The organism is Streptomyces cynarae (assembly GCF_025642135.1).
Taxonomy (GTDB): domain Bacteria; phylum Actinomycetota; class Actinomycetes; order Streptomycetales; family Streptomycetaceae; genus Streptomyces; species Streptomyces cynarae.
Map to the genome: position 1 here is coordinate 8,433,548 of NZ_CP106793.1, position 26,405 is coordinate 8,459,952.

The window sequence follows — 26,405 nt, forward strand, 5'->3', positions numbered from 1 at the left end:
CGGAGCCGGCGTCACACGAGCCTCTGTGACCTCCATCATGAGCCGAGATTATTAGTAAATGCGCAGATAACGGGTATTCGACGCTCTTGCCCCTCTATGCCTTATCCGTCCTGAAGGGGCCATGGCTCGGATACCCTGGTGATCAGTCCGGCAGTACGGCGTCACCCCTGCCGTACGCAGAAGGTGAGGTTCATGTGACTGAGCCGCCTCTGCTGGCGCTGCGCGGCATCTCCAAGCGGTTCGGCGCCGTGCAGGCACTCAAGGACGTCGAGCTGGAGGTCCACAGGGGGGAGGTCGTCGCCCTCCTGGGGGACAACGGCGCGGGCAAGTCCACTCTCGTCCGGATCATCGCGGGCGTCGTCACCGCCGACCAGGGGGTCATCGAGTGGGAGGGCCAGGCCGTGCAGATCAGGACGCCCCGGGCCGCCCGCCACCTGGGTATCGCGACGGTGTACCAGAACCTCGCCCTGTGCGACGGCCTCGATGTCGCCGAGAACCTCTACCTGGGACGCGAACAGAGGCGCCCCGGCGCCCTCGGCCGTCTCCTGCGGCTGATGGACAAGGGCGGCATGCGCAGGGAGGCACGGCGGCAGCTGGACGCCATGGGTATCCGCGTCCCGGACATGCGCACCCCGGTCGCCTCCCTGTCGGCAGGGCAGCGGCAGACTGTCGCGATCTCCCGGGCACTGCTCGGCGATCCGAAGGCCGTCCTCCTGGACGAGCCGACCGCGTCACTCGGCGTCCAGCAGGCCGGCCACGTCCTCGACCTGGTCGACGAACTGCGCGAACACGGCGTCGGTGTCATCCTCATCAGCCACAACATGGGAGACGTCAAGGCCCTCGCGGATCGTGCCGCGGTGCTGCGGCTCGGCTGCAACAACGGCTTCTTCCATGTGCCGACCACCCCCCAGGACCGGATCATCTCCTCGATCATCGGCGTCACCAGCAGCCCCTGACCGGCCACCGCGACGGCGCGACGGTCACCGCCGGTGCGGTCCGGTCTCCCGGTGGAGGTCACCGGGAAGGCGGTAGGCGGCGAGCGCGGCGGTGTCGTCGTCGAGGTTCGCGTCGCTGTAGGCCAGCAGATCCTGGTGCAGACGGTCGAGAAGTTCCCCGGGAGGCAGAGCGCCCCAGGAGCGGACCCGCTCGGCCAGCGGGTAGAACGCCCCCGTACGGTCGCGCGTCTCCGTGACGCCGTCGGTGTACAGCAGCAGCTGCTCGCCGGGACGGAACGGGCTCACCTCGACGTGGTAGTCGTCCCCGACCAGAACGCCGAGGTTGATGGGCGGTGAGGGGTCGGCCGAGTCCAGCTCGGTGACCCCGTGTGGGCCGATGAGCAGGGGAGGGGGGTGGCCGCAGTTGACGATGCGGACCACGGGCTCGTGATCGGGGACCTCGGCGAACACCGCGGTGACGAAGCGCTCCGCCACTTCGCTGCCCGCGAGCTCCGTGGCCCTGCGGGTCATGCTCCGCTCGACCCGGCGCGCCACCCCGGCCAGGTCGGGTTCGTCATGGGCGGCCTCACGGAAGGCGCCGAGCATCGTGGCGGCCGTCTCCACCGCCACCAGGCCCTTGCCCCGGACGTCACCGATGAGGAGGCGGACCCCGTGCGCGGTGGGCACCGCCTCGTACAGATCACCACCGATCCGCGCCTCCGCGGCGGCGGACAGGTACAGCGTCTCGATCGACACCTGCCCGAGGCGCCGCGGCACGGGGCGCAACAGCACCCGCTGTGCCGTCTCGGCCACGGATCGTACGGTGGCGAGGGTGCGCTCCCGACGCATCCGGCTCGCTGCCATGATCGTGCCGAGGAGGCCGACCAGCACGGTGGAGATGTAAGAGGCCACGTAGTGGCGCTCCCACAGATACCCCACGTCGCGGCCCGCGCAGCACGGGGTGCCGGCCAGCAGAGCCTCGAACCCGACGGCGAAGACCGTGACGGCGGCGACCGCGGCGGGGCCGTGGGCGTAGGCGGCGACCACGGGCAGGGCGATCAGCAGGAAGCTCACCGGCCACTGCACCGGAGTGACCGGCTCGAGCACCAGGACGCCCGCGACGTAGATCGCCGGCAGCCAGCGCAGCCAAAGAGGCGGGCGCGGCATCTGCAGGCCGGTGCTGCTGAGCCGCGGCGCCCGGCGGCTCTCGGCCTCCCGGCGCGCCGACCACCTCATCGCACGCCCCCGTCGGCACGGAACAGGGGCGGCGGACATACCGCGCGACCGGGCCGGCGCACGAGGGCGCCTCGCGGGACCGGGCCGCAGCCCGGGCGGATCCCTTCACACGGCCTGTTCACGAGAACTCCTGGCAGAGCCCGATCAAGACCACGGGCTCGGTGCGGCTCGACAGAGCCATCCGACGACTGCTCGGGCAGGGGGCATACCCGGATCTTCAGTGCAATCCTAGACGTTGTGATCCGTGCGGGGGATGCCGAGCCGCACCGCGCACGACGGCCGGCCGGCGGAAACCGCTGGGCGCGGACCGCCCGGTCGCGGTGCCCCGAAGGTGCGGGAAAAGGGGGAGCCACAGTGCCGTCGCAGGCCTTACGGTGCTGCGATGGGGTTGTATCCGGAGATCGAACCGTACGACCACGGCATGCTCGACGTCGGTGACGGCAACCGCGTCTACTGGGAGGTCTGCGGGAACCCGCGCGGCAAGCCCGCAGTCATGCTGCACGGCGGCCCGGGTTCGGGGTGCGGGGCGGGATACCGGCGGTACTGCGATCCTGCGGCGTACCGCATCGTGCTGCTCGACCAGCGTGGCTGCGGCCGTTCCACCCCGCACGCGAGCGCGTACGACACCGACATGAGCGTCAACACGACGGCCCACCTCATCGCCGACCTGGAGCGGCTGCGGCGGCACCTGGGAATCGAACGATGGCTCGTCTGGGGTGTGTCATGGGGCTCGGTGCTCGGGCTCCGCTACGCGCAGACGCACCCGCAGGCGGTGTCGGAACTGGTCCTGACCGCGGTCGCGACGGGCTCGAACCGGGAAGTGGCCCTGCTCACCAGGGGACTCGGGCGGTTCTTCCCGGACGCTTTCCAGCGCTTCCTGGCCGCGCTGCCCGAGGAGGACCGGGAGGGAAACCTCGCGGCGGCCTGCAACCGGCTGATCGAGTCGCCGGACCCCGAGGTACGGTCCCGCGCGGCGCGGGCATGGACCGACTGGGAGACGGCGACGATCCCGGCGCCGCCGCGCTCGGTCGAGCGCTACGAGGACCCCGTGTTCCGCATGGGCTTCGCCCGGACGGTCACCCACTACTGGGGCAACGACCACTTCCTGGGCGACGGCAACGACGAGGGCGTCGTCCTCCGCGACGCCCCCCTCCTGAAAGGCGTTCCCGGCACCCTGGTCCAGGGCAGCCTGGACTTCGGCAATCTGCTCGGCACGGTATGGCGGCTCCACCGCGCCTGGCCGGACAGCGAGCTGATCGTGGTGGACGACGCGGGACACACGACGGGGGCATCCGGCGTGGTGGACGCACTGGTAGCGGCGACGGACGCCTACGCACACCACTGACCGCGCCGCGCGCCGCCCCCGGTCGCGGACCAGCTCGCTCCGCTGTTACGCCCTGCCCTTCGACGCCGGCCCGCGCGCCGGGAAAGGACGGCACCGTGGACGCAGAACCGACGAACTCGGCAGCCTGGACCACCTACGGGGCCCATCATCTGGCCAGGGGCACGCATGTGCCCGAAGTGGACCGCCTCGCCTGGGGTTTCTGGCCGAGCGGTCCGGAACGGAGATCCTCGGCGACCTGCGCGGCCGACGCGTCGCGGACCTCGGGTCGGGCCTGGGCAAGCACGCCGCGCACTGGTCCGGGCCCACGGGGCGGTCGTCGACGCGGTCGAGGCCTCGCCCACCCAGCACCAGCGGGCGACCGCCCGCTACGGCCGGTTGCCGGGGCTGAACCTGATCCTGGCCGACGCCGTCGACCACCTCCGGCAGGCGGAGCCGTACGACATGATCTACTCCATCCACGGTTTCGCCTACGTCGAACCGCGGCGAATGCTGCCCGCCGTCGCGGCCGCGCTCGCTCCGGGCGGCCGTCTGGTGTTCTCCGTCCTGCACACCGACTCCGACGGTCACGGACCCTCGAGCACCGTCACCCCCCGTCCGGAAACCCCTTCCGCCGGCCGGCGGCGGCCGGCTCACCGTGCAGATGTGGGTGCTCGCCCCGGAGTTGTGGGAGGACCTCCTGGAGGAGCACGGCTTGATCGTCGAGCGGGTGGACATCCTCAACGCGCCGCCTGCGGACGGCAGTCCGGTCTCCTGCGGCGTCTTCCACGCACGTCGGCACACCCGGGCCGCAAGCCGGCCCCGCACCGGTACACCGCGTGGCGCCCCGAGCCTCCGATCGACGATGCGCCCGCTCCTGTTCCACCCGCTGGGCTCCAACGGTGCGTCGTCGGTGGGCGGTTGAGGAGCAGGCGACTCGGACTCCCCGGCGCGTGGGCGGCGTTCAGCGGACGGGGTAGCCGAAGGAGTACCCCTGCTGCTTGAGCCACGGCAGGAGCTGGCGCAGGGCGGCCACGGTCTGGGAGCGGTCCCCGCCCGCGTCGTGGAAGAGGAGGGTCGGACCGTTGTGGATCTCGCTTTTGACGGTGGCCATGATGGCGGCGGTGCCGGGACGCTCGAAGTCCTTGGAGTCGACGTTCCAGCCCAGCGGCCGCATTCCGTGGGATGCGGCGAGGTGGCGGCTGTAGGGCGTGAAGGCGCCGCCCGGGGCTCGGTAGTACTGCGGCCGAACGCCCCCCGACGCCTTGGTGATCGAGCGTTCGGCGTCCAGGATCTGCTGCGACTGGTAGGCCTCGGACTTGGTGTTCATGGTGGTGTCGTGGGAGACCGTGTGGTCACACAACCGGTGCCCGGCCGCCACCACCGCCTTGACCAGGTCAGGGTGCGCCTCGGCCTGCGTGCCCACCATGCAGAACGTGGCCTTCACGCCGTTGTCCCGCAGCACCTTGAGCACCTGCGGAGTCCACACGGGGTCCGGCCCGTCGTCGATGGTGATGTTGACCCCGTGGGTGCCCCGGTCGGAGGCGTGGACGATGTCCGCGGACACCGGCGCCCCCGCGGCGCCCCGGCCCGGGGCGTTCGGCGCGGAGGGGCGCACCAGGACGTCCGTTCGCGCGCCGGGTTCGTCGGCGGGGCCGGCCTGCGCGGTCCACATCGAAGTGGCGGTGGCCACCGCCGTCACACCGACCGCCGCCGCGAGCACCCGCCCGTACCATCCCCGTCCGCCACGCCGCGCCATGTCCGCCCCGCTCCTCTTCGTCCCTGTGGTCACGTGCACTCATCAGGACGGAGGAAGACCGGTGCAGGATCCGTCTGTTACCGATCACGGACAATTCCGCGGGCATTTCACGACAGAGCGGCGGCGACTGTCAGACCACGGATCCAACTGCCCTGTCTCCCCGGCGACTCCACGGCAGGGAGAGCCGGCGCTCAGACCCTGCGCCAGCGCGCCAGCGCGAAGGAGAAGAGGCCGAACAGCACGACCCCGGCGGCCACGAGTACCAGCAGCCACGGACCGAACGGGGTCTCGGCGAACGACCGCAGTGTGTCGTCCAGCCCCTTGGCCCGGTCGGGCCGGTAATCGACCGCGGCGCGGAGCGCGAAGGCCCCCGCCGCGGCGAACACCAGTCCGCGCGCCGCGCCTCCGCCCACGCCGGCGATGTCCACCAGTCGCCTCAGGCCCGGGGACATCTCGCCGAGCCTGAGGTCCTTGTGGTACTTGCGCCGGACGGCCCGGACCCCGATCCAGACCCCCGCCACGACGATGCCGACCGCGACGGCGCCCACGATCCACTGACCGGCGGGCACCCCCAGAGCCCTCGCCGTGACATCCCGGGACTGCTCGTCGCTGGATGAGCCACCCGTGCCGGAACCGGTCGCGAACGACAGCACGGAGTAGGCGACGAACGCGTAGAACACGCACCGGACCAGCGCCAGCAGCCGTTTCCTCACCTTGCGGCCGTCCGGCCCGACGGCGCCGAACACCGCCTCGGACAACCGCCACACGGCCATGCCCACGAGCCCGATGCCCAGCGCCCACAGCAGTACGGCACCGAACGGCTCCTGCGCGATCTCGGCGAGCGCACCGCTGCGGTCGGCCTGCCGGCTGCCGTCGCCGAACGCGATCCGCAGCGCGAGCACGCCGACCAGCACGTAGATCACTCCGCGGGCGGTCAGCCCCGCCCGGGCAGCGGCCTGCGTCAGTGAGCCGACCTCGCCCCCGGCCCGCATCCGCCGGGTATGAGCCATGGCACTCGTGTTCATCTCGACCTCCCCGAATCCGTTTGCCCGCGCCCTGCGTCGGCACACCGGGCGGGCACTCGTGTCGGGGAGATGCGGCGGATGCGGAGGGGAGGTGAAGCCTGATCGCACGTGCCCCCGTTCCCCGGTTCAGGGGGTGCGCATGGCTTCCCGCATCGTCCGTGCGGTGCCGGCGGGGTCGTAGGTGTCACTGACGCCGTCGACCAGGATGATGTCGCCGTCGATGTGCCGGGAGCGCAGCGGTGCGATCTCCTGGTACGCGGGGGAGTCCCACCAGGCCCGGGCCTCGGCGAGGCCGGGAAAACTGATGACGACCACATGTCCGGGCCAGCTGCCCTCTTTCACCTCGTGCTGTGTGGCGTGTACGAGGAACCGGCCGCCGTAAGGGGCGAAGGTGGCGGTGATGCGCTCGATGTACTCGGCGATCTCCGGGTGCGGGGCGGCTTCCTGCAGGTGGGCTATGGCGTAGGCGGTCATGGCGTCCTTCCGGTCGGCCGGGCTCCGTACGCCGACGATCGTGGCACGCGCTCCGTTCCGGGTCGATGACCTCAGAGGGAAGCGGCCCTGGCCGGCGGCGTACGCCTGCCGTCCAGGGCCGGTGACCACTTTGCCCCCGGTGCCGGCCTACGCGCTCTTGGGCGCCGCCTGCTGCACGACCTCGAAGGACCACAGCGTGGACCCGCTCGCCGCCGGCCTGGGGCGTTCGCCCCCTGCCGCGTCACCGCCCTGGTGGGCCGCCTTCATGGGGCCCTCCATCCAGGCCTGGAACGACTCCTCGTCCCGCCACCGGGTGTAGACGAGGTAGTTGTCGGTGCCTTCGACCGGCCTGAGGAGCTCGAACCACTCGAACCCGTCGGAACTCTCCACGGCGTGGGCCCGGGAGGCGAAGCGCTTCTCCAGCGTCTCCCGCTGCTCCGCGGGGACGGTCAGTACGTTGATCTTGACTACGCTCATGGTCCCATCCTGCCGCAGGCCGGCCGACGGACGTGAGCGGCTCGTCCGCTCACGCGGGCGGTCGGCGGCACACCGCGCGCCCCAAGGCGTGCAGGTCCGCTACGGGGCTTGTCCTCGCACATGGCGGGTGCCCCTGAACGGTCTCGTCGCCGTGCCGTCACACTGGGGTCGTGAACGAAGAGTCAAGGGCCCTGCACGAGCGACTCGCCCGGTTGGAGGAACTGCTCACCGCGGCGCGCCAGGAGCCGGCCTGGCGCCGGCCCACTCGTGACGAGGCGCGCTGGGCCGTCAGCGCGGCGGTGCTCGCCGCGGTCGCCCTCCAACTCCTGCTCCCCGAGCGGCTGGCCTTTCGGCCGGTGTGGCTCCTGCCCACGCTGGAGCTGCTGTTGCTGGTCGTGCTGCTGTGGGCCTTCCGGACCAGCACGAGACGGGGGGCCTCGCTGCTGCGCGCGGGCGGACTGGCGCTGGCCGCCCTCGTCAGCGTCGCCAACGGCTGGTCGGCGGCGCTGCTGATCCGGGGGCTGGTACGCGGTACCGAGGGCAGTGATGCCGGGGCGCTGCTGATGACGGGGGCGGGCATCTGGCTGACCAACGTCATCGTTTTCGCTCTGTGGTACTGGGAGTGGGACAGGGGTGGCCCGGCGGCCCGGGCCGCCGGACACCACGACTACCCGGACTTCCTCTTCCCCCAGATGCAGAGCGGGGAGTTGGCGCCGGCGGACTGGGAACCGGCGTTCGCCGACTACCTCTATGTCTCCTTCACCAACGCGACCGCCTTCAGCCCCACCGACACCATGCCGCTGTCCCGCTGGGCCAAACTGCTGATGGCGTCACAGGCATCGATCTCGTTGCTCACCGTGGCGCTGGTGGTGGCACGGGCGGTGAACATCCTCCGGTGAAGCGGCATCCTGGCCGGGGAGGCGGTACGGGAAGCGATGCGCTCAGCGTGTCGAGCGGACCGCTCTCAGGATCAGCTCGGTGACGGGGCTCGGATCGCTCACGGCGACCGCGTGCGGTGCGCGGACCCTGATGGTGTGGGCGCCGGCGCGTTCGGCCATCCACTGCTCGGCCACCGGCGGGATGTTGCGGTCCTCGGTGGCCACGAGGTACCAGCTGGGGATCTTCTTCCAGGCGGCGGTGGTGGCCTTCTCCCGGAGCGCGGCAAGGGCGATGGGACGCTGTCCCAGGGCCATCACCTGAGCGGTCGTGATCGGCACACCGGCCGCGAACTGCTCCCGGAAGAGCTTCTTCTCGATGACCAGTTCCTCACCCTGTCCGCCTCCGGGCAGCGGGTAGTACTGGGCCGAGGTGGCCTGCGCCAGAGTGCTGCCGGGATACTTGTCGGTGAGCTCCAGCGCGCTCTCGCCGATCTCCGGCACGAAAGCGGCTATGTAGACGAGCGCCTTGACGCGGGGGCGGCCGGCCGCGGCGAGGCTGATGACCGATCCGCCATAGGAGTGGCCCACCAGCACGATCGGGCCCGGAACGGTGTCCAGAACACTGCCGATGTAGGCGGCGTCGCTCGTCAGCCCGCGCAGCGGCACCGCCGGTGCCAGGACGTGGTGGCCCCGCCGCTGCAGCCGTTCGACGACGGCGTTCCAGCTGGAGGCGTCGGCGAACGCGCCGTGGATCAGAACGATGGTGGGTCTGCCCTCGTGCGGGTGCGGACGAGCCGGCCCGTCGGCCGCCGCCGACGGGGCCGAGAAGGCGGGCACGGCGGTGCCCAGAGCCGCCGCGCCGGCCAGGAGGAGACGGTGACGGTACGGCGGGAGATCGGTGCGTTCAATCTTCACTTCCTCGGGTCGTGGCAGGAGTTCGTCCCCGGCGGGCGGGCGGGCGGGCGCGCGCGTGTGAGCGGTGCCGGCCAGGGCGAGCCGGTGTCGGCTTCGGTTCGGTTCCGGACGGCCGATGGCCGCCCGGCAGCCGACGGGTGTGGCCCGTGGCCGAAGGGCGGCCGGGACGCCGGCAAGCCCTACCGAGCGGTGGCCCGGACCGCCTCGACGATCAACTCGGTGACACGCCGGGGATGGGCGAGCATCACCAGGTGCGAGGAGTCGACCTCGATCGTGGTCATACCGGCCCGCCGGTAGCCGTAGCGCTCCACATCGGGGTTGATGGTGTGGTCGGAGGAGGCGACCAGACCCCAGGAGGGCTTGGTCTTCCAGGCCGCCACCGGCGCCTTCTCGCTGAACGCCTGTGCTGCCAGCGGGCGTTGGGAGACGGCGAGGACGGAGGCGAGGCGGGGGTCGACATCCGCTGCGAAGATGGCCGGGAACCTGTCGATCTCGACCGACACGTCGGTGCCGGGCGTGGACGAGCCCTCGACCGGGAACGGGGCGTATACGAGCGCCTTGGCCAGGTCGGAATCGGGGAACCGCCCCTGGAGTTCGCCCAGGCTCTCGCCCTCCTCCAGCGCGTAGCCGGCCAGGTACACGAGTGCCCGGACGTTGTCCTCCGCGCCGGCGACGGTGATGACCGCACCACCGTAGGAGTGGCCCACCAGGACGACCGGGCCCGGTATCCGGCGGACGAGCGTGGCGATGTAGTCGGCGTCACCGAGCAGGCTGCGGTTGGGCACCGCGGGGGCCACCACGTCCAGGCCGCGGGCGATCAGTTCGGGGATGACACGGGCGTAGCTCGACGCGTCGGCGAAAGCACCGTGGACCAGGACGACGGTCGGGCTGCCGGAATCGGTCATGGATGACTCCTTGTCGATGGTGGTGACCGGCCGATGTGCCCGATGCCGCAACGGGCGCGATACCGACGGGGCGGGCGAGCGGATCACCAGGGGCATGAGAGGTCCGGGGAGACGGGTCGTGAGAGGGGCCGGGACGGCCGGTGTCTCGTACCGGGAACGCCGCCGCAGGGGACCCTTCGATGGTTCCGGGCCGACGGAGAACCGCCGGCGCCGAAGAAAAGGTAGGGACGGACGGCACAGGCGTTTTGCCTGTCCGTGCACGAGGTCTGACCTGTCCGCGTCTGTCGGGCCCGGACGCCCACCTCGCCGTCGTCCGCGGTATCAGGATGTACGTGGCCGATGCGGCCCACGTCCCCAGCAGGACACGGACCTGCTAGTCGCCTGCCCCACCAGGCGCTGAGCCGAGGCACGGCGCGGGCTGAGCGTGTCGTGCGGGGCGGATGGATACCGTGAGGTTCCCGGCCAGTGATCAACTGCCGAGCGTTTCCCCGAGAAGGGAGTTTCCGATGGTCGACGAGCCGATCCTGGTGCTTGCCGCGACCGGTGGCCAGGGCAGGGCGGTGACCGAGGCCCTGCTCGCCCGAGGGGCGGGGGTCCGGGCACTGGTTCGGGATCCCGCGCGCGGCGCCGCGCGGGAACTGGCCGACCGGGGCGCCGAAGTCGTGGCGGGGTCCCTGAGCGACCGTGTGTCACTCGCCGCGGCCATGCGCGGGGTGGCCGCGGTGTTCGCGTTCACCACTCCCTTCGAGGCCGGTCCGGAGGCCGAGGTGGCCCAGGGGCGGGCGATCCTGGCCGCCGCGCACGAGCAGCGCGTGCCGCATCTCGTGTTCAGCTCGGTGGCCGGGGCGGACCAGGAGAGCGGGGTGCCGCACTTCGACAGCAAGGCGCGCATCGAGGCCGAGCTGGTTTCGGGAGACGTGCCGTACACGATCCTCGGGCCGACATACTTCTACGACAACGCGCTGGGCGGAGCCGAGCGGATCCTCGGCGGGGCGCTCGACCTGCCGCTGCCGTCCGACCGGCCGTTGCAGCAGCTCGACCGCGCCGACCTCGGTGCCTTCGCGGCCGAAGTGCTGCTGAACCCCGGTCCGTACGCAGGGCACCGCATCGAGCTGGCCAGTGACGCCCCGACGCCCGCCGACATGGCGGCCGCGCTCGGTACGGCTCTGGGACGCCAAGTCCGCCATGTGCCGGTACCGCTGGCTGCGGTGGGCGATCCGGACATGCACGCGATGTGGACGTTCCTGAACGGGCCCGGCTACCAGGTCGACATCCCCGCCCTGCATGACGCCCATCCCGGCATCTCCTGGACCGGCTTCACCGACTGGGCGCGCCGCACGTTCGCGGGCGCCCGCTGAGGGCACCCCGCACGCTCACAGATCACGAAGTATGCCGTGATGTCTTTCATGGTTGAATGACCGTCCGATGCCCGGACCGGGACCTACGGGCCAGGTACCGGAGCGGGTCCGGGGCCGGATGGGGGAGCGGCACGGGCGTCGCGGTGGTGAAGAGGGCGGGGTAACCGAGGTCATGAGCGGTGCGGGCATGCCCGGTGACCGTGCGGCCGAACCGGTCCTGGCCGGACGGGACACCCATGTCGCGGTCATCCGCGCGGCCCTAACTGATATCGCCTCCACCGGGACGTCGGTGCTCCTGCGCGGCGATCCCGGCATGGGGAAGACCGCGCTGCTGAAGGTGGCCGAGGCCGAGGCCCGTCGCGCCGGTCTGCGCGTCCTGCGGATGACCGGCGCCGAAGCGGAGTGCGGGTTGCCGTTCGCCGCCCTGCACCAGGTGCTCTGGCCGCTGCTCGACGACGTGCAGGCTCTCGCGGAGGAGCAGCGCGACGCACTGGAACGGGCGTTGGGCGTACGCGAGGGCGCACCCCCCGAGGGGTTCACGGTGGCGGGCGCCGCCCTCTCCCTGCTCGCCCACGCCGCCGCCCGCCGACCCGTCGTCGTACTTCTGGACGACCTGCAGTGGGCCGACCCGTCCAGCACCGCCGTGTTCGGGTACATCCAGCGGAATCTCGCTCCCCTGCCCGTCGTCGTCATCGGGGCGAGGCGGCACCTGACGGCCGTGGCCCGGAGGGATCCGGTCCCGGCCTGGGAGGAAGGGAACGACACCGAGGGGTTGCCGGGCCGGGTGCTCGGCCTGGAGCCGCTGGACGAGCGGCAGGCCGAACTGCTGCTGAGCACCCTCCACCCGCACCTGCCCGACCAGGCGCGCCGCCGCGTGCTGCGCGCCGCGGGGGGCAACCCGCTCGCGCTGAACGAACTTCCGGTGCACATGCGGACGGCGGCCGCGGCCGGCCCCGCCCATCTGGCAGACCCACGGGCAACCGGCGTCACCGAGCTGTTCGACGAACTGCCCCTGGGCGAGCGCCTCGGGCGCCTGTACGAGGACAGGGTGCGCGCCCTGCCGGACGGCACCCGGCGTCTGCTGCTGGTGGTGGCACTGGGCGGCTCGTTCGCGCAGAGCGTCCGCCTGCTGCGCGGCCTGGCGGACCGGGCGGCGGGAACGTCCTGGACGGAGGTCCGGGACCAGATGCATGCCTCCGGCCTGGCCCACGCCGAGCCGGCGTCGGACCGCGTGGCCTTCCACCATCCGCTGGTGCGTGCCTGCCTGGTGCACCTCGCCTCGCCGGCCGAACGCCGGGCGGCCCACCGGCTGATCGCGGACGCCCTCCCCGTGCGGAGCCCGCGGCGGATCATGCACTTGGCGGCCGCCGCCATCGGCACCGACGGCGAGCTGGCCGCGCTGGTGCACGCGGAGGCCGACGCCATGGCCGCCCAGGGCGGACCCGCCGAGGCGGCGGGAATGATGGCACGCGCGGCGGGTCTCAGCCCGGACGCGGAGAGCCGGACGGTGCGACTCGTCACCGCCGCGGCGATGGCGGCACGCGGCGGACGGCTGCACCTGGCGGCGGAACTCGTCGCCGAGGCCGAGACCGAGGCCCGCCCGGGGAGGCCCGAACCCGCCGACCTGTACGCGTTCGCCGTCGCCTGCACCCGGCTCCAGTTGGACGCCGACCCGGCACCGGCGATCGAATTGCTGCCCGAGGTCCTGGACCGGCCGGCCGCGGTTGTTGCCAGGCAGCAACGCGCGGCCCTGCTCGAACCGCTGCTCTTCCTGCTCCTGGTCGTCGCCGTGCACACCGGGGACGAGCGGGCGTGGGCCGCCTGTGAACTCCAGGTCGCGGACGCCTGCGAGCCGGCGGTGCTGTGCCGGCAGGCATGGTCCGGCCCCTCCCGCGCCGTCCACGACGTGCCGCGCCGGCTGCGCGCCGCGGTCGCGGCTCTGCCCGAGCACCGGGAGGCCTCCGCTGCCCGGCTCCTGCTGTGGGCGGCCGCCGCCGTCGACGCCGTCGGCGACGACGACGAGCTGTGGAGCCTCTTCGGGGGCCGGCACGCGTACGCCTCCCAGGCCTTCATCGACATCGTCCGCGCCCACGACGACTTCTTGCACGGCCGCTGGGACGCGTCCCTCGAGACCTCCCGCCGGGGCGCCGAGACCTCCGGTGCCTTCGGGTACGCGTTCAACGAGACGCTGTTCCAGCTGAACTCGGCGCAGGTCCTGGCCGCCCGTGGGGACCGCGCCGGTCTCGCCGCGCTGGAGACCGCCGTCGGGACCTCGGCCCGCGAGCGGCGCCTGCGCCTCGTCACCGAGCGCCTGCAGGCGCTCAAGGTGGTGTGTGCGCTCGGCCATGGCCGGACCGACGAGGCATGGCAGCATGCGCAGAGCCTCACCCCGCCCGGGACCGTCCCGTCCCGCGCCCCCTGGTTCCATCTGTCGCTCGTCGACCGGGTGCAGGCCGCGGTCGACAACGGACGGAGGGCGGAGGCCCGGCGCCACCTGCGGGCGGTGGATGCGGCCGGAATCGCCCGCACGTCCCCCCACCACGGCTTCCTGGTCGCGGTCGCCGAAGCCCTCGCCGCCGACGACGAGGAGGCGGAGCAGCGGTTCGAGGCCGTGTACGCCCTCCCGGGCGCCGACACATGGCCCTTTCCGCTCGCCCGGGCCCGTCTGGCGCACGGCGCGTGGCTCCGGCGACAGGGCCGACCCGGGCCCGCCGCGGCTCACTGCGAGGCCGCGCTCGGCGCCTTCACCCGCCTCGGTGCCACACCCTGGGCCGCACAGGCGTCCCGGGAGCTCGACGCGGTGAACGGGAGCAGCCGAACGCCCGGCGACGGAACCGCACACCACCCCCTGCTGTCCGCGCGGGAGCTGAGGATCGCCGAACTGGCCGCCGAGGGCCTGACCAACCGTCAGATCGCCGAGCGGCTCGGTCTGTCACCGCGTACGGTCGGCACCCATCTGTACAAGATCTTCCCCAAGCTGGGCGTCACGACTCGTGCAGGAGTGGCCCGTGCGCTGGAGGAGACCCGGGAAGCGCCCTGGCCAGGGCCGCGCGCGAGGTGATGCCGAGTTTGGGGAAGATCCGGTAGAGGTGCGCCCCGACCGTGCGGGGCGACAGGTGCAGGGCGGCGCCGACCTCCTTGTTCGTCAGGCCGGTGGCGACCAGCCGGGCGATGCGCAGCTCCTGGGGCGTGAGCGCGTCGGCGTCGCTCTCCGCGGTCCGGGCGGAGCGGCGGACGGCACGCAGTTCGGCCCGGCACTGCTCCACCCAGGGGGCGGCCCGCAGCTCGCGGAAGGTGCGGAAGGCGGTGCGCAACAGCTCCTCCGCCTCGGCCCCGCGCCCCCGCCGCCCCAGCCAGGAACCGTGCGCCAGCCGCAGCCGAGCGAGCTCGAAGACCCATCGGCCGGCGCCCGGCACGGCGTAGGCCGCCGCGTAGGCCGCGTCCGCCGCATCGTCGTCGGCCGTCAGCGCGCTCGCCGCGGCCAGCAGGAAGGCGTGGTGGGCGGAGACGCCGTCCATCCGTGCTGCCCGCCCGGCCGCCACCCGGGCGAGCGCCTCCTCCCGCCGACCGCAGCGCAGGCTCGCGACCACGAAGTCGAAGAAGGGCAGGTGGAACCAGGCCGGTCCGCGCGGCAGGGAGCCGGGCGGCATCATGCGCCGCAGACGGTCGTACGCCTCCTCGTGCCGGCCGTGCGCCAGGGCGACGAGGGCCTGAAGGTGGTCCAGACGGTCCGTGACGAAGCGCATCCGGGCCCGGGACGCGGCCGGCTCGATGCGCTCCCGCACCGCGCTCAGCCCCTGCTCGTCACCGCGGCCCGCGAGGAAGTGCGCGTGATAGAGCCTGAAGAGCAGGGCGTTGCAGTGGTAGCCGAGCTCCTCCGCGGTGTCGGCCTCGCGCGCACAGTCCTCGGCGGCATCCCAACGACCCCGCAGGAACGCCTGGTAGCACCGCGCCTTCGCGACGGACCCCGAAGTGGCGTAGGCGTGCTCCCCGCCGAAGAGCCGCAACAGGTTCGCGTCGGCACCGTCCACCGCCGACGCCGCCCACAGCAGCAGCCAGGCGTTGCCCGTGTCGCGCCCGGCCGCCCGGCGCGTCACCATGGCCCGCAGCTCCGCCTCCGCTCCCTGCGCCGTGCGCGGCGGGTCCGCCCAGGCGCGGTGGCACAGGCCTGCGGCGGGGGAGACGAGCTCCCGGTAGCGCTCCAGCGTCTCCCAGCCCCGGGGCTCGCCCGTGTACGCGGAGGCCAGCAGCAGCTTGAAGAACATCTGTTCCACGAGGTCGCCCGGGGCCGACGCGCCGGGCGCGGTGAGCGCGGCCATAGCCCCCGGCAGCAGTGAGAACGACGACGCGAAGTCGACGTGGTGGCTCTGGTCGACGTACACGACCGCATAGGCGAACAGCGGTGCGACATCCCTCGGCACCGGTCCCCGCTCGATCTCCTTCACCAGCCGCGCCGCGTACGCCAGGCGCCCGCCCCGGGCCGACATCACGGCCGCCCAGGTCAGCCGCCTCACTCGGTTCTCGGGGTCGACGCTGAGAGCCGCCGCGCGGTCGAGGAGCAGCGCCCCTTCCGCGTCGCCACCGCGCAGCGCGATGCGCGTGCCGGCCTTCTGGAGCCGCGCGGCGAGGAGTTCTGCCGGTCCCTCGGCGGCAGACGCCTCGTGCAGCAGCCGGCGCGGGTCGTCCTCGGGCAGGCGCTCCGCCAGCGTCCGATGGGCGGCCCGCAGCTCCGAGCGGGAGGCGGAGGCGATCACGGCGCTGCGCACCAGCGGATGCCGGAACACCAGCCGCCCGGTGTGGTCGAGGCGCGCCAGCCCGCCTGCCTCGATCGGCTCGAGGACCCCTTCCGTGCCGTGCTGACCCGGCGCCGGCTCCCGGATCACGCCGCTCCCGCCCGCCGGGCCGTCCAGGGCGGCGACCAGCAACGCCCTCGCCGCCTCCGCGGGGAGCGAGCGCAGCCGTCGTACGAAGAGCGCTTCCAGCCGCTGTCCGAGGGGCAACCGTTCCGGCAGCGGCACGACGCCCTCGCGGTGCTCCCGCGCCAGCTGGCCGGGCAACTCGGCCAGTGCCAGAGGGTTGCCCGCAGCCTCCTCCATCACCCGCTCGGCGGTGGCGGTCGCCAGCCCCGGATGCCAGCGCCGCAGCAGCGCACGGGAGTCGTCACCCGACAGCGCACCGAGATCCACCGGGTGCGCGGGCCATCCGTCCAGCGCCGAGCCGTCGGGGCGGCCGGCGCACACCATGACGGTCCGCAGGCCGGTGATCCGCTGGTGCAGGAACAGGAACACCGCGGCACTGGAGGAGTCCACCCAGTGCAGGTCGTCCACCAGCATCAGCACCGGACGGCGGCGCGCCTCCTCCGCGAGCAGAGCCAGCGCGGACGCGCCGACCATGAACCCGCCGGAGGGAAGTCCGTCCCGCAGTCCCAACGCCCCTTCCAGGGCCGCCCGTTGCGGCCGGGGCAGCGCCCGGGAGTTCTCCAGCAACGGCCGGAGCACCTGGTGCAGTGCCCCGAAGGCGATGCCGACCTCAGCCTCGCTCCCCGCCGCCCGCAGGACCGTGAAGCCACTGCCCTCGGCGCGTGCGGCCGTCCAGTCGAGCAACGCCGTCTTCCCGATGCCGGCGTCGCCGCGCAGCACCGTCGCCGAGCCGCCCGCCGCGGACCGGGCCCGCTCCAGGGACCGCTCCAGCAGCGCGCGCTCACGCCGCCTGCCGACCAGCGCCGTGTCGCCCGGACCCCTCTCCACGGCTCCCCCTCCTCGCCCCCGGACAGCATGGCACGGCGGTGTTGCCTCACAGCGCACGGTTGTTGTCCCCGTGGGAAGAGACGGCCCGCCCCACCGGTTTTTTGCACCGGACACGCCGAGGCTGAGGTCGTGGACTCGCGCCCGGTGCGAGGCCCCGACGCCGGAACCGACCCGGCACCCGTAGGAACGGAACGCTCGGACGAAGGGGCCCTATGAGCCTGACACCCGCATCCGCCGGCACCGGCGGCACCCGCAGCACCCGCCGCGCCGACGGGCGTACAGCTCGCGCCCTCGGCTTCCTTCAGGTGCGTACCGTCCGGGGAGCGGCACAGACCTACGTCCACCTCCCCGACGACGGAGCTCCCGAACCCTGTCTGCTGCTGGGCCTCCACGCCTCCGGCCGGGCGACCCTCGTCCGTCGGGGAACCGCGGAGGCATGCGGGCCCGACGACCTGTTCGTCTGCGACGGAACCGAGCCGTTCACCCTCCACGAGGCGGAGGACTTCGCACTGCACCTGGTACGAATCCCTCGTCGCGCCCTGGCGCTCACCGACCACCAGGCACGGGTACTGAGCGACCGGGCCCCCTTCACCGACGGCGCGGTGGCGCCCCTGCTCGGGCCTCTCCTGCGGGAGCTCGTCGGCGCGCTGCCGGAGTACTCATCCCGCACGGCGCACCATCTGGCGGGCACCGTCGCGGAGTTGGTCACCCTGCTGGCCGTCGAGAACGCCGATGCCGGACCACACGATGAGCGGGAGGACCGCCGGTCCCTGATCCGGCAGGTGCGCGCCCACGTCGACACGAACCTGTGGGACCGGGAGCTGACGCCCGCCGGCGTCGCCGCGGCCCAGCACCTCTCGATCCGCTACCTCCACAAGCTCTTCGAAGGCCATGACAGCACGATCGGCCGGTGGATCCAGCACCGCCGTCTGACGGAGGCACGGCGGGAACTGGCCCGGCCGGGGCGGAACGACACCACGGTGTCGGCGGTCGCCAGGCGCTGGGGGTTCGCGAGCGCCACACACTTCAGCCGCAGCTTCCGCGCGGCGTACGGGGTGTCGCCCAGCGACTGGCGGGACGACCGGACCCGGGTCTCCCGAGGGCGCGGGAACGCCGACGGTTGACCGGAGCCGGGGCGGACGGTCGCGGGCCGCACGTCCCCGGCCTGGGACGGCCCGTCAGGAGGCCCGCGACGACCGGGCCGGGGCGGCGATCGCGCGGTCCGGTCCGCACTCACGAGCCGCGTCCCCATCGGCGGTCGCGGTCGTATCGGCCGCGGACGTGCCCGCCAGACGACGCCACTGCTGCGGCGAATGCCCGTGAACGGCCTTGAAGGCACGGCTGAAGTGCGCCGCGTTGCGGAAGCCCCAGCGGGCCGCCACCACGGAGATGGACGGACTCACCCGTCCGCGCCGAGCGAGTTCCCGAGCACACTCCTCGACCCGCCGGCGCAGGATCAGCCTGCCCACGGTGACACCCTCGCCCTCGAAGAGGCGATGCAGATAGCGCACCGAGATCAGGTGCGCGCCGGCGATGCGCTCGGCCGACAGCTCGGGGTCGTCCAGATGCCGGTCGATGTACCGGCGGATGGTGACGACCAACTCGTGGCGCCCTGTCCGAGGCGTCTCCGCCTCCGCCTCCTCGGTCAGCTCGTCGACCAGGGCGGCCACCAACTCGGTCACGATGCCTCCGAACCCCTCTGCCACGGCGGGGGGCGTCCGTGCGGCGGACTCTTCCAGGTGCCGCAGGACGAGTGGCAGCAGCGCCGCCACTCCGCCCTTCGGTGTGAGGGCACGGGCGGTGACGGAGCGCAGGAGGGCCGAGGGGATGTGCAGTGCGTGAACGGGCACGCGGAAGAACAGCATCCGGGCGTGGTCCCGGTGCTCGACCGAGAAGGGCCGGCGCAGGTCGATGAGCGCCAGTTGCCCGCTCTCCACGTGGGCGCCCCGGCCGTCCTGGGCCAGGCGCACGGTCCCGTTCCGCGCGACCAGCAGGGCGACGGCCTCCGAGGCGTCCTGGGCGATGGAGCGGGGCCCACGGCTGAGGCGGAGCTCCACGGCCTCACAGGCGACCAGGCGCACATAGCCGAAGTGGTGCAGGGTCACCGAGCCGCTCGCCGGGGCGTCCTGCCGGGTGTGCTCGAGGACCGGCGCGAGCCATCGCGAGACGGCGGCTCCCACATCGGTGGATGTGCCGGTCCCCGGCGAGGCGGGCGTCCCGGGTAGAGCGCTCACGACGACTCCCTTCAGCCGTCCCGGAATCGGTGTGCGGTGCGCGGGAGGAGACGGCCGCCGATTCCACGCCCCGTCCGGCAAGTCTCAGAGGGTGACCGGGGGAGTCGGTAAGTCATATGACTGCACTTCGTTCGTGCGCGGGGAGGAAGGACCGGACGGCACCCGAAGTGTGCACGCAGCGGCACGGGTCAGTGCGGTCGTCCCTCCCGGATGCCGACAACGTTGGCCTAGGGTGTGTCCCGCGTGCCGGTACAGCCGCTTCCGGCACCGAGCGCCTGCCTGCCCGGCCGTGGGTGCGGAGCCGCTCCGAGCACGGCACCCGATTCGCACCCCCCACGCAGGAGTTCCCGTGGAAGAAGACGTTCCGGCCTTTCGGGCGACGCCGGTTCTCGAACGACGGGCGCGTGCTTTCGTCGAGACGTACGCCTGTCCCACGGCCTCGGACCCCGACGCCGCCGCCTCCAGGGCGCGTATGGCGGCCCTGTGGAGCGGCGGAGGCCGAGACGAGCCCGACGTCGAGGAGGAGTGGCTCGCGCTGCCCGGTGGCGAAGGCAGCCGGATACGGGTGCGGATCCTCCGCCCCGCCGGCAGCGACGAGCCTCTGCCGGTGGTGCTGTACCTGCACGGCCTCGGCTGGATGCTGACCGACGCCTACGCGCACCGCAACCTGGTGACGGACCTGGTTCTGGGAGCGGACGCCGCCGTGGTCGTGCCCGAATACGACGTGTCGGCCGACGCACGGTACCCGGGTGCCGTCGAGCGGGCCCACACGGTCGCCGGGTGGATCGCACGCCATGGCGCTCAATGTCGGCTGGACGGGACCAGGATGGCGGTCGTCGGGGTCAGCGCGGGCGCCCATCACGCGGCGGCCCTCACCCTGGTGGCCCGACGGCGCGGCGGACCGGGCCTGCGTCATCAGGTGCTGGTCTGCCCGGTCACCGACGCGGCGATGGACACCCCGTCCTACCGCCAGTTCGCGGACGGGTACTTCCTGGGGCGCGCCGCCATGAGCGGTTACTGGGAGCGCTACGCGCCGGACCCGGAGACCCGGACGCAGGACATCGTCTCCCCGCTGCGCACACCCACCCACCGTCTGCGGGGCCTGCCGCCCGCGCTCGTCCTCACCGCCGAGGCCGATGTGCTGCGCGACGAAGGCGAGGCGTACGCGGCGCGACTGAGGGGAGCGGACGTCCCGGTCGTGTCGGTCCGCTATCACGGCACGGTCCACGGCTTCGTCCTGTTCGACCTGCTCCGCGGCACGCTCGCGTCCAGAGCGGCCCGCATCCAGGTGACGGACACCCTGCACGCCGCCCTGCACACCTCCTGAGCGTGCCGCCGGCCCTCACCCGGCGTGCTGATCGGCGCGTCGTTCGCGCGTGCGGATCAGGCCGGGGCCGGCGTCGAGGACCGAGTCCTCGAGCGTGACCTCGTGCCCGTCCTCGCACTGCAGGACGGCGTGCACGGCGGCGCCGCACTCCTTGTGGCGTACGACCACCGGCGGCCCCTGTTCACCCGCCGCCCAGGTGTCGCCCCACTGGCGCAGCGCCACGAGCACGGGCATGAAGTCGCGGCCCTTCTCGGTGAGTTGGTACGCGTACCGGGTCCGCTGGCCGGGTTCGCGGTAGGGGACGCGCTCCAGCAACCCGGCGGCGGTCAGTTCCTTCAGGCGCGCCGAGGTGGCGGGCTCGCCGATGCCCACCCGCCGTGCGAAGTCGTCGAACCGGCGTGTACCGAAGAACGCCTCGCGCATGATCAGCAGCGCCGTCTTCGTGCCGACGATCTCCAGGGCGCGGGCGATGGAGCAGTTCGCCATCGACCAGGCGTCGCGTTCCGTCAGCAGATCGCTCATGTCTCACCCTCTCACCTGACTTGCATGCAGCTTAGCCAGGGGATAGCGTCCCTAGCTAACTTCTGAATACATTAGTCAGCCGAGGGCGTCCGCGCCTTGGAGGAAACATGGACATCGGCAGCGCAACCGCTCTGGTCACCGGAGCCAACCGCGGGCTCGGCAGGGCCCTCGCGCAGGAGCTGGTCGCGCGCGGTGCGACCGTCTACGGCGGGGCCCGACAGCCGGACCAGGTCGATCTGCCCGGCGTGAAGGCGATCCGGCTCGACATCACCGACCCAGCCTCCGTCGCCGCGGCGGCCGAGCAGGCCCGTGACGTCACCGTGCTGGTCAACAACGCGGGCACCTCGACCGGCGCCGATCTGCTCACCGGCAGCTGGGACGCCGTCCGCCTGGAGACGGAGACCCACTACCTGGGCACCCTGCGCATGATCCGGGCCTTCGCCCCGGTCATCGAGGCCCGGGGCGGCGGGTCGGTCCTCAACATCCTTTCCGTCCTGTCGTGGATCAACCTGCCCACCGTCGGCGCCTACTCCGCGGCCAAGGCGGCGGAATGGAGCATGACCAACGCACTGCGCCAGCAGCTTGCGCCGAAGGGCATCGCCGTCGCGGGACTGCACGTCGGCTACATGGACACCGACATGGCCCGCGATGTGAGCGCACCCAAGAACGACCCGGCGGACGTCGCGCGCGCGGCCGTGGACGGCATCGCGGCCGGCGCTCACGAGATCGTCGTCGACGACCTCAGCCGCCAGGTGCAGGCGGGCCTCGCCGGCGGCGTCGCAGCCCTCTACCCACAGCTCGGCTGACACACGAGGAGAGGACGACGCCGCCCAGGACCGCTATCCGGCGAGTGTCTGCGTGCCCAGCACGGTGAGCAGCGCCAGGCGCTCGGCGTCCTCCGTGCCCGGTTCGGCCGTGTAGACCATGATGCGCAGATCGCTGCCCGCCACGGTGAGCACGTCGCAGTCCAGCGTCAGGGCACCGACGTGCGGGTGATCGATGATCTTGCGCGCGGCCTCGTGGCGGCCGACGGTTCCGGAGTCCCACAGCTCGGCGAACCGGTCGCTGCTCGTCCGCAGATCCCCGATCAGCCGTCGCAGCCGCTGGTCGGCCGGATAGCGGGCGGCAGCCGCACGTAGATCGGCCACCAGTGCCGCCTCGAAGGCACGCAGCGACTCGGGGGTGTGCCGGGCGCGGCTGCCCGGGCCGGCGAAGTGCCGCCACACGCTGTTGCGCTCGTTGCCCCTCCAACCGGACGGGTCGCCCATCAGGGCCGCGTACGGCGGATTGGCCATGAGCAGCGTCCAGGTCGCGTCGTACACGGCGACGGGCGTCCCGGTGAAGCGGTCGACCATCCGCTGGACGCTCGGGGTCAGATACGTGGGGACCGTGTCCGGCCCGGGCGGGACCAGTCCCGCGAGACGGAAGAGGTGGGCTCGCTCGTCGCCCGACAGCCGCAGGGCCCGGGCGAGGGCGTCGACGACCTGCGTCGACGGGTTGGAGGCGCGGCCCTGTTCGAGGCGCGTGACGTAGTCGACGGAGATGCCGGCCAGCATGGCGAGCTCCTCACGGCGCAGCCCCGCCGCACGCCGCTGCCCGCCCGCGGGCAGCCCCGCCACCTCGGGGAGACCCGGTCGCGCCAGCGGCGCACCGCCCTGCCGAATTCCGCCGTCGCCATGCCGACCAGTGTGCCCCCGCACCGCCCGGTGTGCCTGGTACCGGTAGTCCCAGGAACACGGGACGCCTGGCTGACCGCGCCGTCCGCCCGGACCCTGGGGGCATGACGACAACACTGATCACCGGGGCCAACAAGGGCCTCGGACACGAGACCGCCCGTCGGCTGCTCGCCGCCGGTCACACCGTCTACATCGGCAGCCGGGACGCCGACCGCGGACGCCGTGCCGCCGAGCGGCTGGGCGCGCGGACGGTCCTCATCGACGTCACCGACGACTCGTCCGTCGCGGCCGCCGCCAAGGCCATCGAGGCCGACGGCGGGCTGGACGTGCTGGTCAACAACGCCGGCATCGAGTTGCGCGGCCAAGCCAACACGGTCACCGACGCGGCGGGAACCACCGCCGACCTGATGCGGCGCCTGTTCGAGACCAACGTCTTCGGGCTCGTGCGCGTCACTCACGCGTTCCTGCCCCTGCTGCAGCGGTCCACCGCGCCGGTCGTGGTCAACGTCAGCAGCGGCCTGGGCTCGCTCACCCGCGTTGCCACCCCGGGCACGCCGGCGTACGCCTACCCCGGTGTCGCCTATCCGACGTCGAAGGCCGCGGTCAACATGATCACCGTGCAGTACGCGAAGGCGTTCCCGGACATGCGGATCAACGCTGTGGAGCCCGGCTACACCGCGACGGACCTGAACGGCAACACGGGCACGCAGACCGTCGAGGAGGGCTCCGAGATCATCGTCCGGATGGCACAGGTCGGGCCCGACGGCCCCACCGGAGGGTACTTCGACGCTGCCGGACCTCTTCCCTGGTGAGTGCGCGTCACCTTGCCGGTGCCCTGGAGACCGGCCGACTCCGGGGCACCGCCCGCGCGGGAACCTGAACTCCTCGACGAGACGGCCGGTCCCGCATGAGGGACAGACGGCGGCCGTGCCGCCTTTTGTGCAATCGTGGCCGGTGCTTTGCTGCCCTACCGTTGTCCTGCTCTGCCACTCGTGCCTAGCCTCACCTGCGGACTGCGGGAGGGTCGTCATGCTGAAGACCGTCAGAGACCAGGCAGCGGGGCTCACCAAGGACCAGCGCCATGCCTTCGTCGCCGCCTATCTGGGCTGGGCGATGGACGCCTTCGACTACTTCCTGGTGGTTCTCGTCTACAGCGAGATAGCCAAGGACTTCGACGTCTCCCTCACCGACATGGCCTTCCTCACCACCGTCACCCTGGTGATGCGTCCGGTCGGTGCCGCGCTGTTCGGTATGTGGGCCGACCGCCGCGGTCGCCGCATCCCGCTCATGACCGATGTCGTCTTCTACTCGGTCGTCGGCTTCGCCTGCGCCTTCGCGCCGAACTACACCGTGCTGCTGGTGCTGCGCCTGCTGTACGGCATCGGAATGGGCGGTGAGTGGGGTCTGGGCGCGGCGCTGGCCATGGAGAAGATCCCGGCGGCCCGGCGCGGCTTCTGGTCGGGCCTGCTGCAGAGCGGGTACTCCCTGGGCTACCTGCTCGCCGCCGTCGCGTTCTTCGTCATCGAGCCCGCCTTCGGCTGGCGGGGACTGTTCGCCTTCAGCCTGCTGCCCGCCCTGGTCGCGCTGTGGGTGCGTACCAGGGTCGAGGAGAGCGAGGTGTGGGAGAAGAGCGTCCGGCTCAACCGCACCCCCGCGTACCAGGTGTTCAAGAACCCCGCGGTGCTGCGGCGCTTCCTGTACCTGGTGGCGCTGATGACCGCCTTCAACTGGATGTCGCACGGCACCCAGGACATCTACCCGACCTTCGTCAAGAAGGGTCTGGGCCTGTCCGCGAACACCTCGATCGCCATCGCCGTGGTCTACAACATCGGCGCGATCCTCGGCGGTGTGCTGCTCGGCGCCTACTCCGAGCGACTGGGCCGCCGCCGTACGATCATGATCGCGGCGACCGGCGGCCTGCTGGTCGTGCCGTTCTTCGTGCTGTCCACCAGCGTCGGCTGGCTGATGCTGTCCTCCTTCCTGATGCAGGTGTGCGTGCAGGGAGCCTGGGGCGTCATCCCGGCGCACCTGACCGAGATGAGCCCGGACTCCATCCGGGGCTTCTACCCGGGCGTCACCTACCAACTCGGCAACCTGATCGCCGCCCTCAACCTGCCGATCCAGGAGGCCCTCGCCGGACGCCACGGCTATCCGGCGGCGATGGCATGGACCATCCTGCCGACCCTGGCAGTGGTCATCCTGCTGAGCGCGGTCGGCAAGGAAGCCAAGGGCATCCGGTTCGGCACCGCCGGCCCGCAGACCCCGGCCGGCGCGGCGGCCGACGCCGCACAGCCCTGACGCACAGCCCCGAGTCGCACGCGTATGCCGCCGGGGCGCGCGCGGCCGTCGACGGGCGCGCCGCAGAGTCACCGAAGGCGCCCGCGCACGGCCTTCCGACACGCCCGATGGCCTTGACTTCGAGAACACTCGAAGATCTAGTGTCGCCAGGGTCGAGGACGGCGCGGGTGACTGTGAACGGAGACGGACATGCACGTGGGCGTGCACATCAACCGGTTCGACCACCCGGAGGGCGGCGGCGCGCTGCGCGACGAGCTGGCCGCCGCAGGCGCCGCGGCGGAGGCCGCAGGCGTGAACTGGCTGTCGGTCATGGACCACTACTTCCAGATGGAGTTCAACGGCGGAGCCGAGGCTCCCATGCTGGAGGCCTACACCACGCTCGGATACCTGGCCGCCCGCACCTCCACCGTGCAGCTCGGCGCACTGGTCACGGGTGTGACGTACCGTCATCCCGGACTCCTCGCAAAGATCGCCACGACCCTTGACGTGCTGTCCGGTGGCCGGGCCACACTGGGGATCGGGGCTGCCTGGTACGACCGCGAGCACCATGGCCTGGGCGTGCCGTACCCGCCGCTGGCGGAACGCTTCGAGCGGCTCGAGGAAACCCTGCTCATCTGCCTGCAGATGTGGGATCCCGAGAACAACGGTCCGTTCGAGGGCCGGTACTACCAGCTGGCCGAGACCCTGTGCGTGCCGCCGCCGGTGAGCTCTCCGCGCCCGGAGATCCTGGTCGGCGGCGGGGGCGAGAAGAAGACGCTGCGGCTGGTCGCCCGCTACGCGGACGCCTGCAACCTGTTCGCCACGACCCCGGAGGAGGTGGCGCACAAGCTCGATGTGCTGCGCCGCCACTGCGACGACGCCGACCGCGACTACGACATCATCCGCAAGACGGTGACGTACTCGGGAGAGCCGGCCACCGTGGGGGACGTGGACGGCTTCACCAGCGACATCTCCGGCTACACCAAGCTCGGCATCGACACGGTGATCCTCGCGCCCCGCACGGGCACCACATCGCCGTGGATGGAGACCTTCGTGGCTCCCGCCGTGCGACGGCTGGCCGAGCTGGACTGAGGCTTCGGCGGACGTCGGCAGCCGTACGAAAGCCCTACAAGTCCCGTGCGTTGAGGCGTATGCCTTCCGGTCGTGGGACCGACGCTACTCAACCGGGCACCGCACAGCACGGGTGACCCCGGACAGAAGGGGCGGGACGGCGTGTGACCTCCCCAGGAACACGCCGCCCCGCCACCTGCGCCTCAGCGACTACCCGCGCTGGTCTCGTTCATTCCTCCCGCCGGGCATCATTTGAACGCCCGTACGG

Annotated in this window: 22 protein-coding genes and 2 pseudogenes; 13 read left to right on the top strand and 11 right to left on the bottom strand. The window is 72.3% G+C overall.

Annotated elements, in window-relative coordinates; translation table 11 throughout:
• Window positions 1–194 precede the first annotated feature (194 nt).
• On the top strand, window positions 195–956 hold the full coding sequence (locus N8I84_RS38050; RefSeq protein ID WP_263234073.1) for an ATP-binding cassette domain-containing protein: 762 nt from the start codon (window positions 195–197) through the stop codon (window positions 954–956).
• A gap of 24 nt (window positions 957–980) precedes the next feature.
• Here N8I84_RS38050 and N8I84_RS38055 read toward each other — a convergent pair whose 3' ends face one another.
• The gene (locus tag N8I84_RS38055) at window positions 981–2,171 is read right to left on the bottom strand and encodes a PP2C family protein-serine/threonine phosphatase (protein WP_263234074.1); all 1,191 of its coding nucleotides are present in this window, start codon (window positions 2,169–2,171) and stop codon (window positions 981–983) included.
• Window positions 2,172–2,553: 382 nt separating this feature from the next.
• Between N8I84_RS38055 and pip the strand changes: the two genes are divergently transcribed.
• From pip to N8I84_RS38070, 3 genes and pseudogenes are all read left to right on the top strand, one after another.
• Entirely contained in the window at window positions 2,554–3,516 is a 963-nt protein-coding gene (pip, locus tag N8I84_RS38060) for a prolyl aminopeptidase (protein WP_263234075.1), read from the top strand.
• 165 nt (window positions 3,517–3,681) lie between these two features.
• Window positions 3,682–3,993 (top strand): annotated as a pseudogene (locus N8I84_RS38065) (class I SAM-dependent methyltransferase); the annotation flags it as partial.
• Between the two features lie 163 nt (window positions 3,994–4,156).
• The gene (locus N8I84_RS38070) at window positions 4,157–4,417 is read left to right on the top strand and encodes a hypothetical protein (protein WP_263235076.1); all 261 of its coding nucleotides are present in this window, start codon (window positions 4,157–4,159) and stop codon (window positions 4,415–4,417) included.
• Between the two features lie 39 nt (window positions 4,418–4,456).
• Here N8I84_RS38070 and N8I84_RS38075 read toward each other — a convergent pair whose 3' ends face one another.
• The 4 genes from N8I84_RS38075 to N8I84_RS38090 form a co-directional block, all read right to left on the bottom strand.
• Window positions 4,457–5,251 carry a polysaccharide deacetylase family protein gene (locus N8I84_RS38075; protein ID WP_263234076.1) on the bottom strand — a complete coding sequence of 265 codons (795 nt, stop codon included), beginning with the start codon at window positions 5,249–5,251 and terminating at the stop codon, window positions 4,457–4,459.
• Window positions 5,252–5,442: 191 nt separating this feature from the next.
• Window positions 5,443–6,276, bottom strand: coding sequence for a DUF1206 domain-containing protein (locus N8I84_RS38080; protein ID WP_263234077.1), 834 nt, complete (start codon window positions 6,274–6,276; stop codon window positions 5,443–5,445).
• Between the two features lie 126 nt (window positions 6,277–6,402).
• Window positions 6,403–6,750, bottom strand: a complete 348-nt coding sequence (locus N8I84_RS38085; RefSeq protein ID WP_263234078.1) for a DUF1330 domain-containing protein — start codon at window positions 6,748–6,750, stop codon at window positions 6,403–6,405.
• 147 nt (window positions 6,751–6,897) lie between these two features.
• Window positions 6,898–7,227, bottom strand: coding sequence for an antibiotic biosynthesis monooxygenase family protein (locus N8I84_RS38090; RefSeq protein ID WP_200419757.1), 330 nt, complete (start codon window positions 7,225–7,227; stop codon window positions 6,898–6,900).
• Between the two features lie 170 nt (window positions 7,228–7,397).
• Here N8I84_RS38090 and N8I84_RS38095 point away from each other — a divergent pair, with 170 nt between their 5' ends.
• Complete coding sequence (locus N8I84_RS38095; RefSeq protein WP_263234080.1) at window positions 7,398–8,126, top strand: hypothetical protein; 729 nt, start codon at window positions 7,398–7,400, stop codon at window positions 8,124–8,126.
• A gap of 42 nt (window positions 8,127–8,168) precedes the next feature.
• On the opposite strand, the gene N8I84_RS38100 is transcribed toward N8I84_RS38095, so the two are convergent.
• Both N8I84_RS38100 and N8I84_RS38105 read right to left on the bottom strand, forming a co-directional pair.
• Window positions 8,169–9,020 (bottom strand): alpha/beta fold hydrolase, encoded by an 852-nt coding sequence (locus N8I84_RS38100; RefSeq protein WP_263234082.1) that lies wholly within the window; start codon window positions 9,018–9,020, stop codon window positions 8,169–8,171.
• A gap of 179 nt (window positions 9,021–9,199) precedes the next feature.
• Entirely contained in the window at window positions 9,200–9,925 is a 726-nt protein-coding gene (locus N8I84_RS38105) for an alpha/beta fold hydrolase (protein ID WP_263234083.1), read from the bottom strand.
• A gap of 506 nt (window positions 9,926–10,431) precedes the next feature.
• Here N8I84_RS38105 and N8I84_RS38110 point away from each other — a divergent pair.
• Both N8I84_RS38110 and N8I84_RS38115 read left to right on the top strand, forming a co-directional pair.
• Window positions 10,432–11,283, top strand: a complete 852-nt coding sequence (locus N8I84_RS38110; protein WP_263234085.1) for an NmrA/HSCARG family protein — start codon at window positions 10,432–10,434, stop codon at window positions 11,281–11,283.
• A 187-nt stretch (window positions 11,284–11,470) separates the two neighbouring features.
• Window positions 11,471–14,344 (top strand): helix-turn-helix transcriptional regulator, encoded by a 2,874-nt coding sequence (locus N8I84_RS38115; protein ID WP_263234087.1) that lies wholly within the window; start codon window positions 11,471–11,473, stop codon window positions 14,342–14,344.
• Here the strand turns inward: N8I84_RS38115 and N8I84_RS38120 are convergent.
• Complete coding sequence (locus N8I84_RS38120) at window positions 14,268–17,030, bottom strand: AAA family ATPase (protein ID WP_263234089.1); 2,763 nt, start codon at window positions 17,028–17,030, stop codon at window positions 14,268–14,270. The genes N8I84_RS38115 and N8I84_RS38120 overlap by 77 nt on opposite strands.
• 212 nt (window positions 17,031–17,242) lie before the next feature.
• Here N8I84_RS38120 and N8I84_RS38125 point away from each other — a divergent pair, with 212 nt between their 5' ends.
• Complete coding sequence (locus N8I84_RS38125; protein ID WP_263234091.1) at window positions 17,243–18,154, top strand: helix-turn-helix transcriptional regulator; 912 nt, start codon at window positions 17,243–17,245, stop codon at window positions 18,152–18,154.
• Between the two features lie 54 nt (window positions 18,155–18,208).
• Here N8I84_RS38125 and N8I84_RS38130 read toward each other — a convergent pair whose 3' ends face one another.
• Entirely contained in the window at window positions 18,209–19,264 is a 1,056-nt protein-coding gene (locus N8I84_RS38130) for a helix-turn-helix domain-containing protein (protein WP_263234093.1), read from the bottom strand.
• Window positions 19,265–19,613: 349 nt separating this feature from the next.
• On the opposite strand from N8I84_RS38130, the gene N8I84_RS38135 reads away from it, so the two are divergent.
• Window positions 19,614–20,591, top strand: a complete 978-nt coding sequence (locus N8I84_RS38135) for an alpha/beta hydrolase (RefSeq protein ID WP_263234095.1) — start codon at window positions 19,614–19,616, stop codon at window positions 20,589–20,591.
• 15 nt (window positions 20,592–20,606) lie between these two features.
• Here N8I84_RS38135 and N8I84_RS38140 read toward each other — a convergent pair whose 3' ends face one another.
• On the bottom strand, window positions 20,607–21,113 hold the full coding sequence (locus N8I84_RS38140) for a winged helix-turn-helix transcriptional regulator (protein WP_263234097.1): 507 nt from the start codon (window positions 21,111–21,113) through the stop codon (window positions 20,607–20,609).
• A gap of 107 nt (window positions 21,114–21,220) precedes the next feature.
• On the opposite strand from N8I84_RS38140, the gene N8I84_RS38145 reads away from it, so the two are divergent.
• Window positions 21,221–21,919 carry an SDR family oxidoreductase gene (locus tag N8I84_RS38145; protein WP_263234099.1) on the top strand — a complete coding sequence of 233 codons (699 nt, stop codon included), beginning with the start codon at window positions 21,221–21,223 and terminating at the stop codon, window positions 21,917–21,919.
• A gap of 33 nt (window positions 21,920–21,952) precedes the next feature.
• Here the strand turns inward: N8I84_RS38145 and N8I84_RS38150 are convergent.
• A pseudogene (locus N8I84_RS38150) lies at window positions 21,953–22,791 on the bottom strand (helix-turn-helix transcriptional regulator).
• A 102-nt stretch (window positions 22,792–22,893) separates the two neighbouring features.
• Here N8I84_RS38150 and N8I84_RS38155 point away from each other — a divergent pair.
• The 3 genes from N8I84_RS38155 to N8I84_RS38165 all read left to right on the top strand — a co-directional run bounded on the left by N8I84_RS38155 (window position 22,894) and on the right by N8I84_RS38165 (window position 26,158).
• The gene (locus N8I84_RS38155) at window positions 22,894–23,601 is read left to right on the top strand and encodes an SDR family NAD(P)-dependent oxidoreductase (RefSeq protein WP_263234101.1); all 708 of its coding nucleotides are present in this window, start codon (window positions 22,894–22,896) and stop codon (window positions 23,599–23,601) included.
• 217 nt (window positions 23,602–23,818) lie between these two features.
• On the top strand, window positions 23,819–25,087 hold the full coding sequence (locus N8I84_RS38160) for an MFS transporter (protein WP_263234103.1): 1,269 nt from the start codon (window positions 23,819–23,821) through the stop codon (window positions 25,085–25,087).
• A gap of 189 nt (window positions 25,088–25,276) precedes the next feature.
• Window positions 25,277–26,158, top strand: coding sequence for an LLM class F420-dependent oxidoreductase (locus N8I84_RS38165; RefSeq protein WP_263234104.1), 882 nt, complete (start codon window positions 25,277–25,279; stop codon window positions 26,156–26,158).
• Window positions 26,159–26,405: the final 247 nt, after the last annotated feature.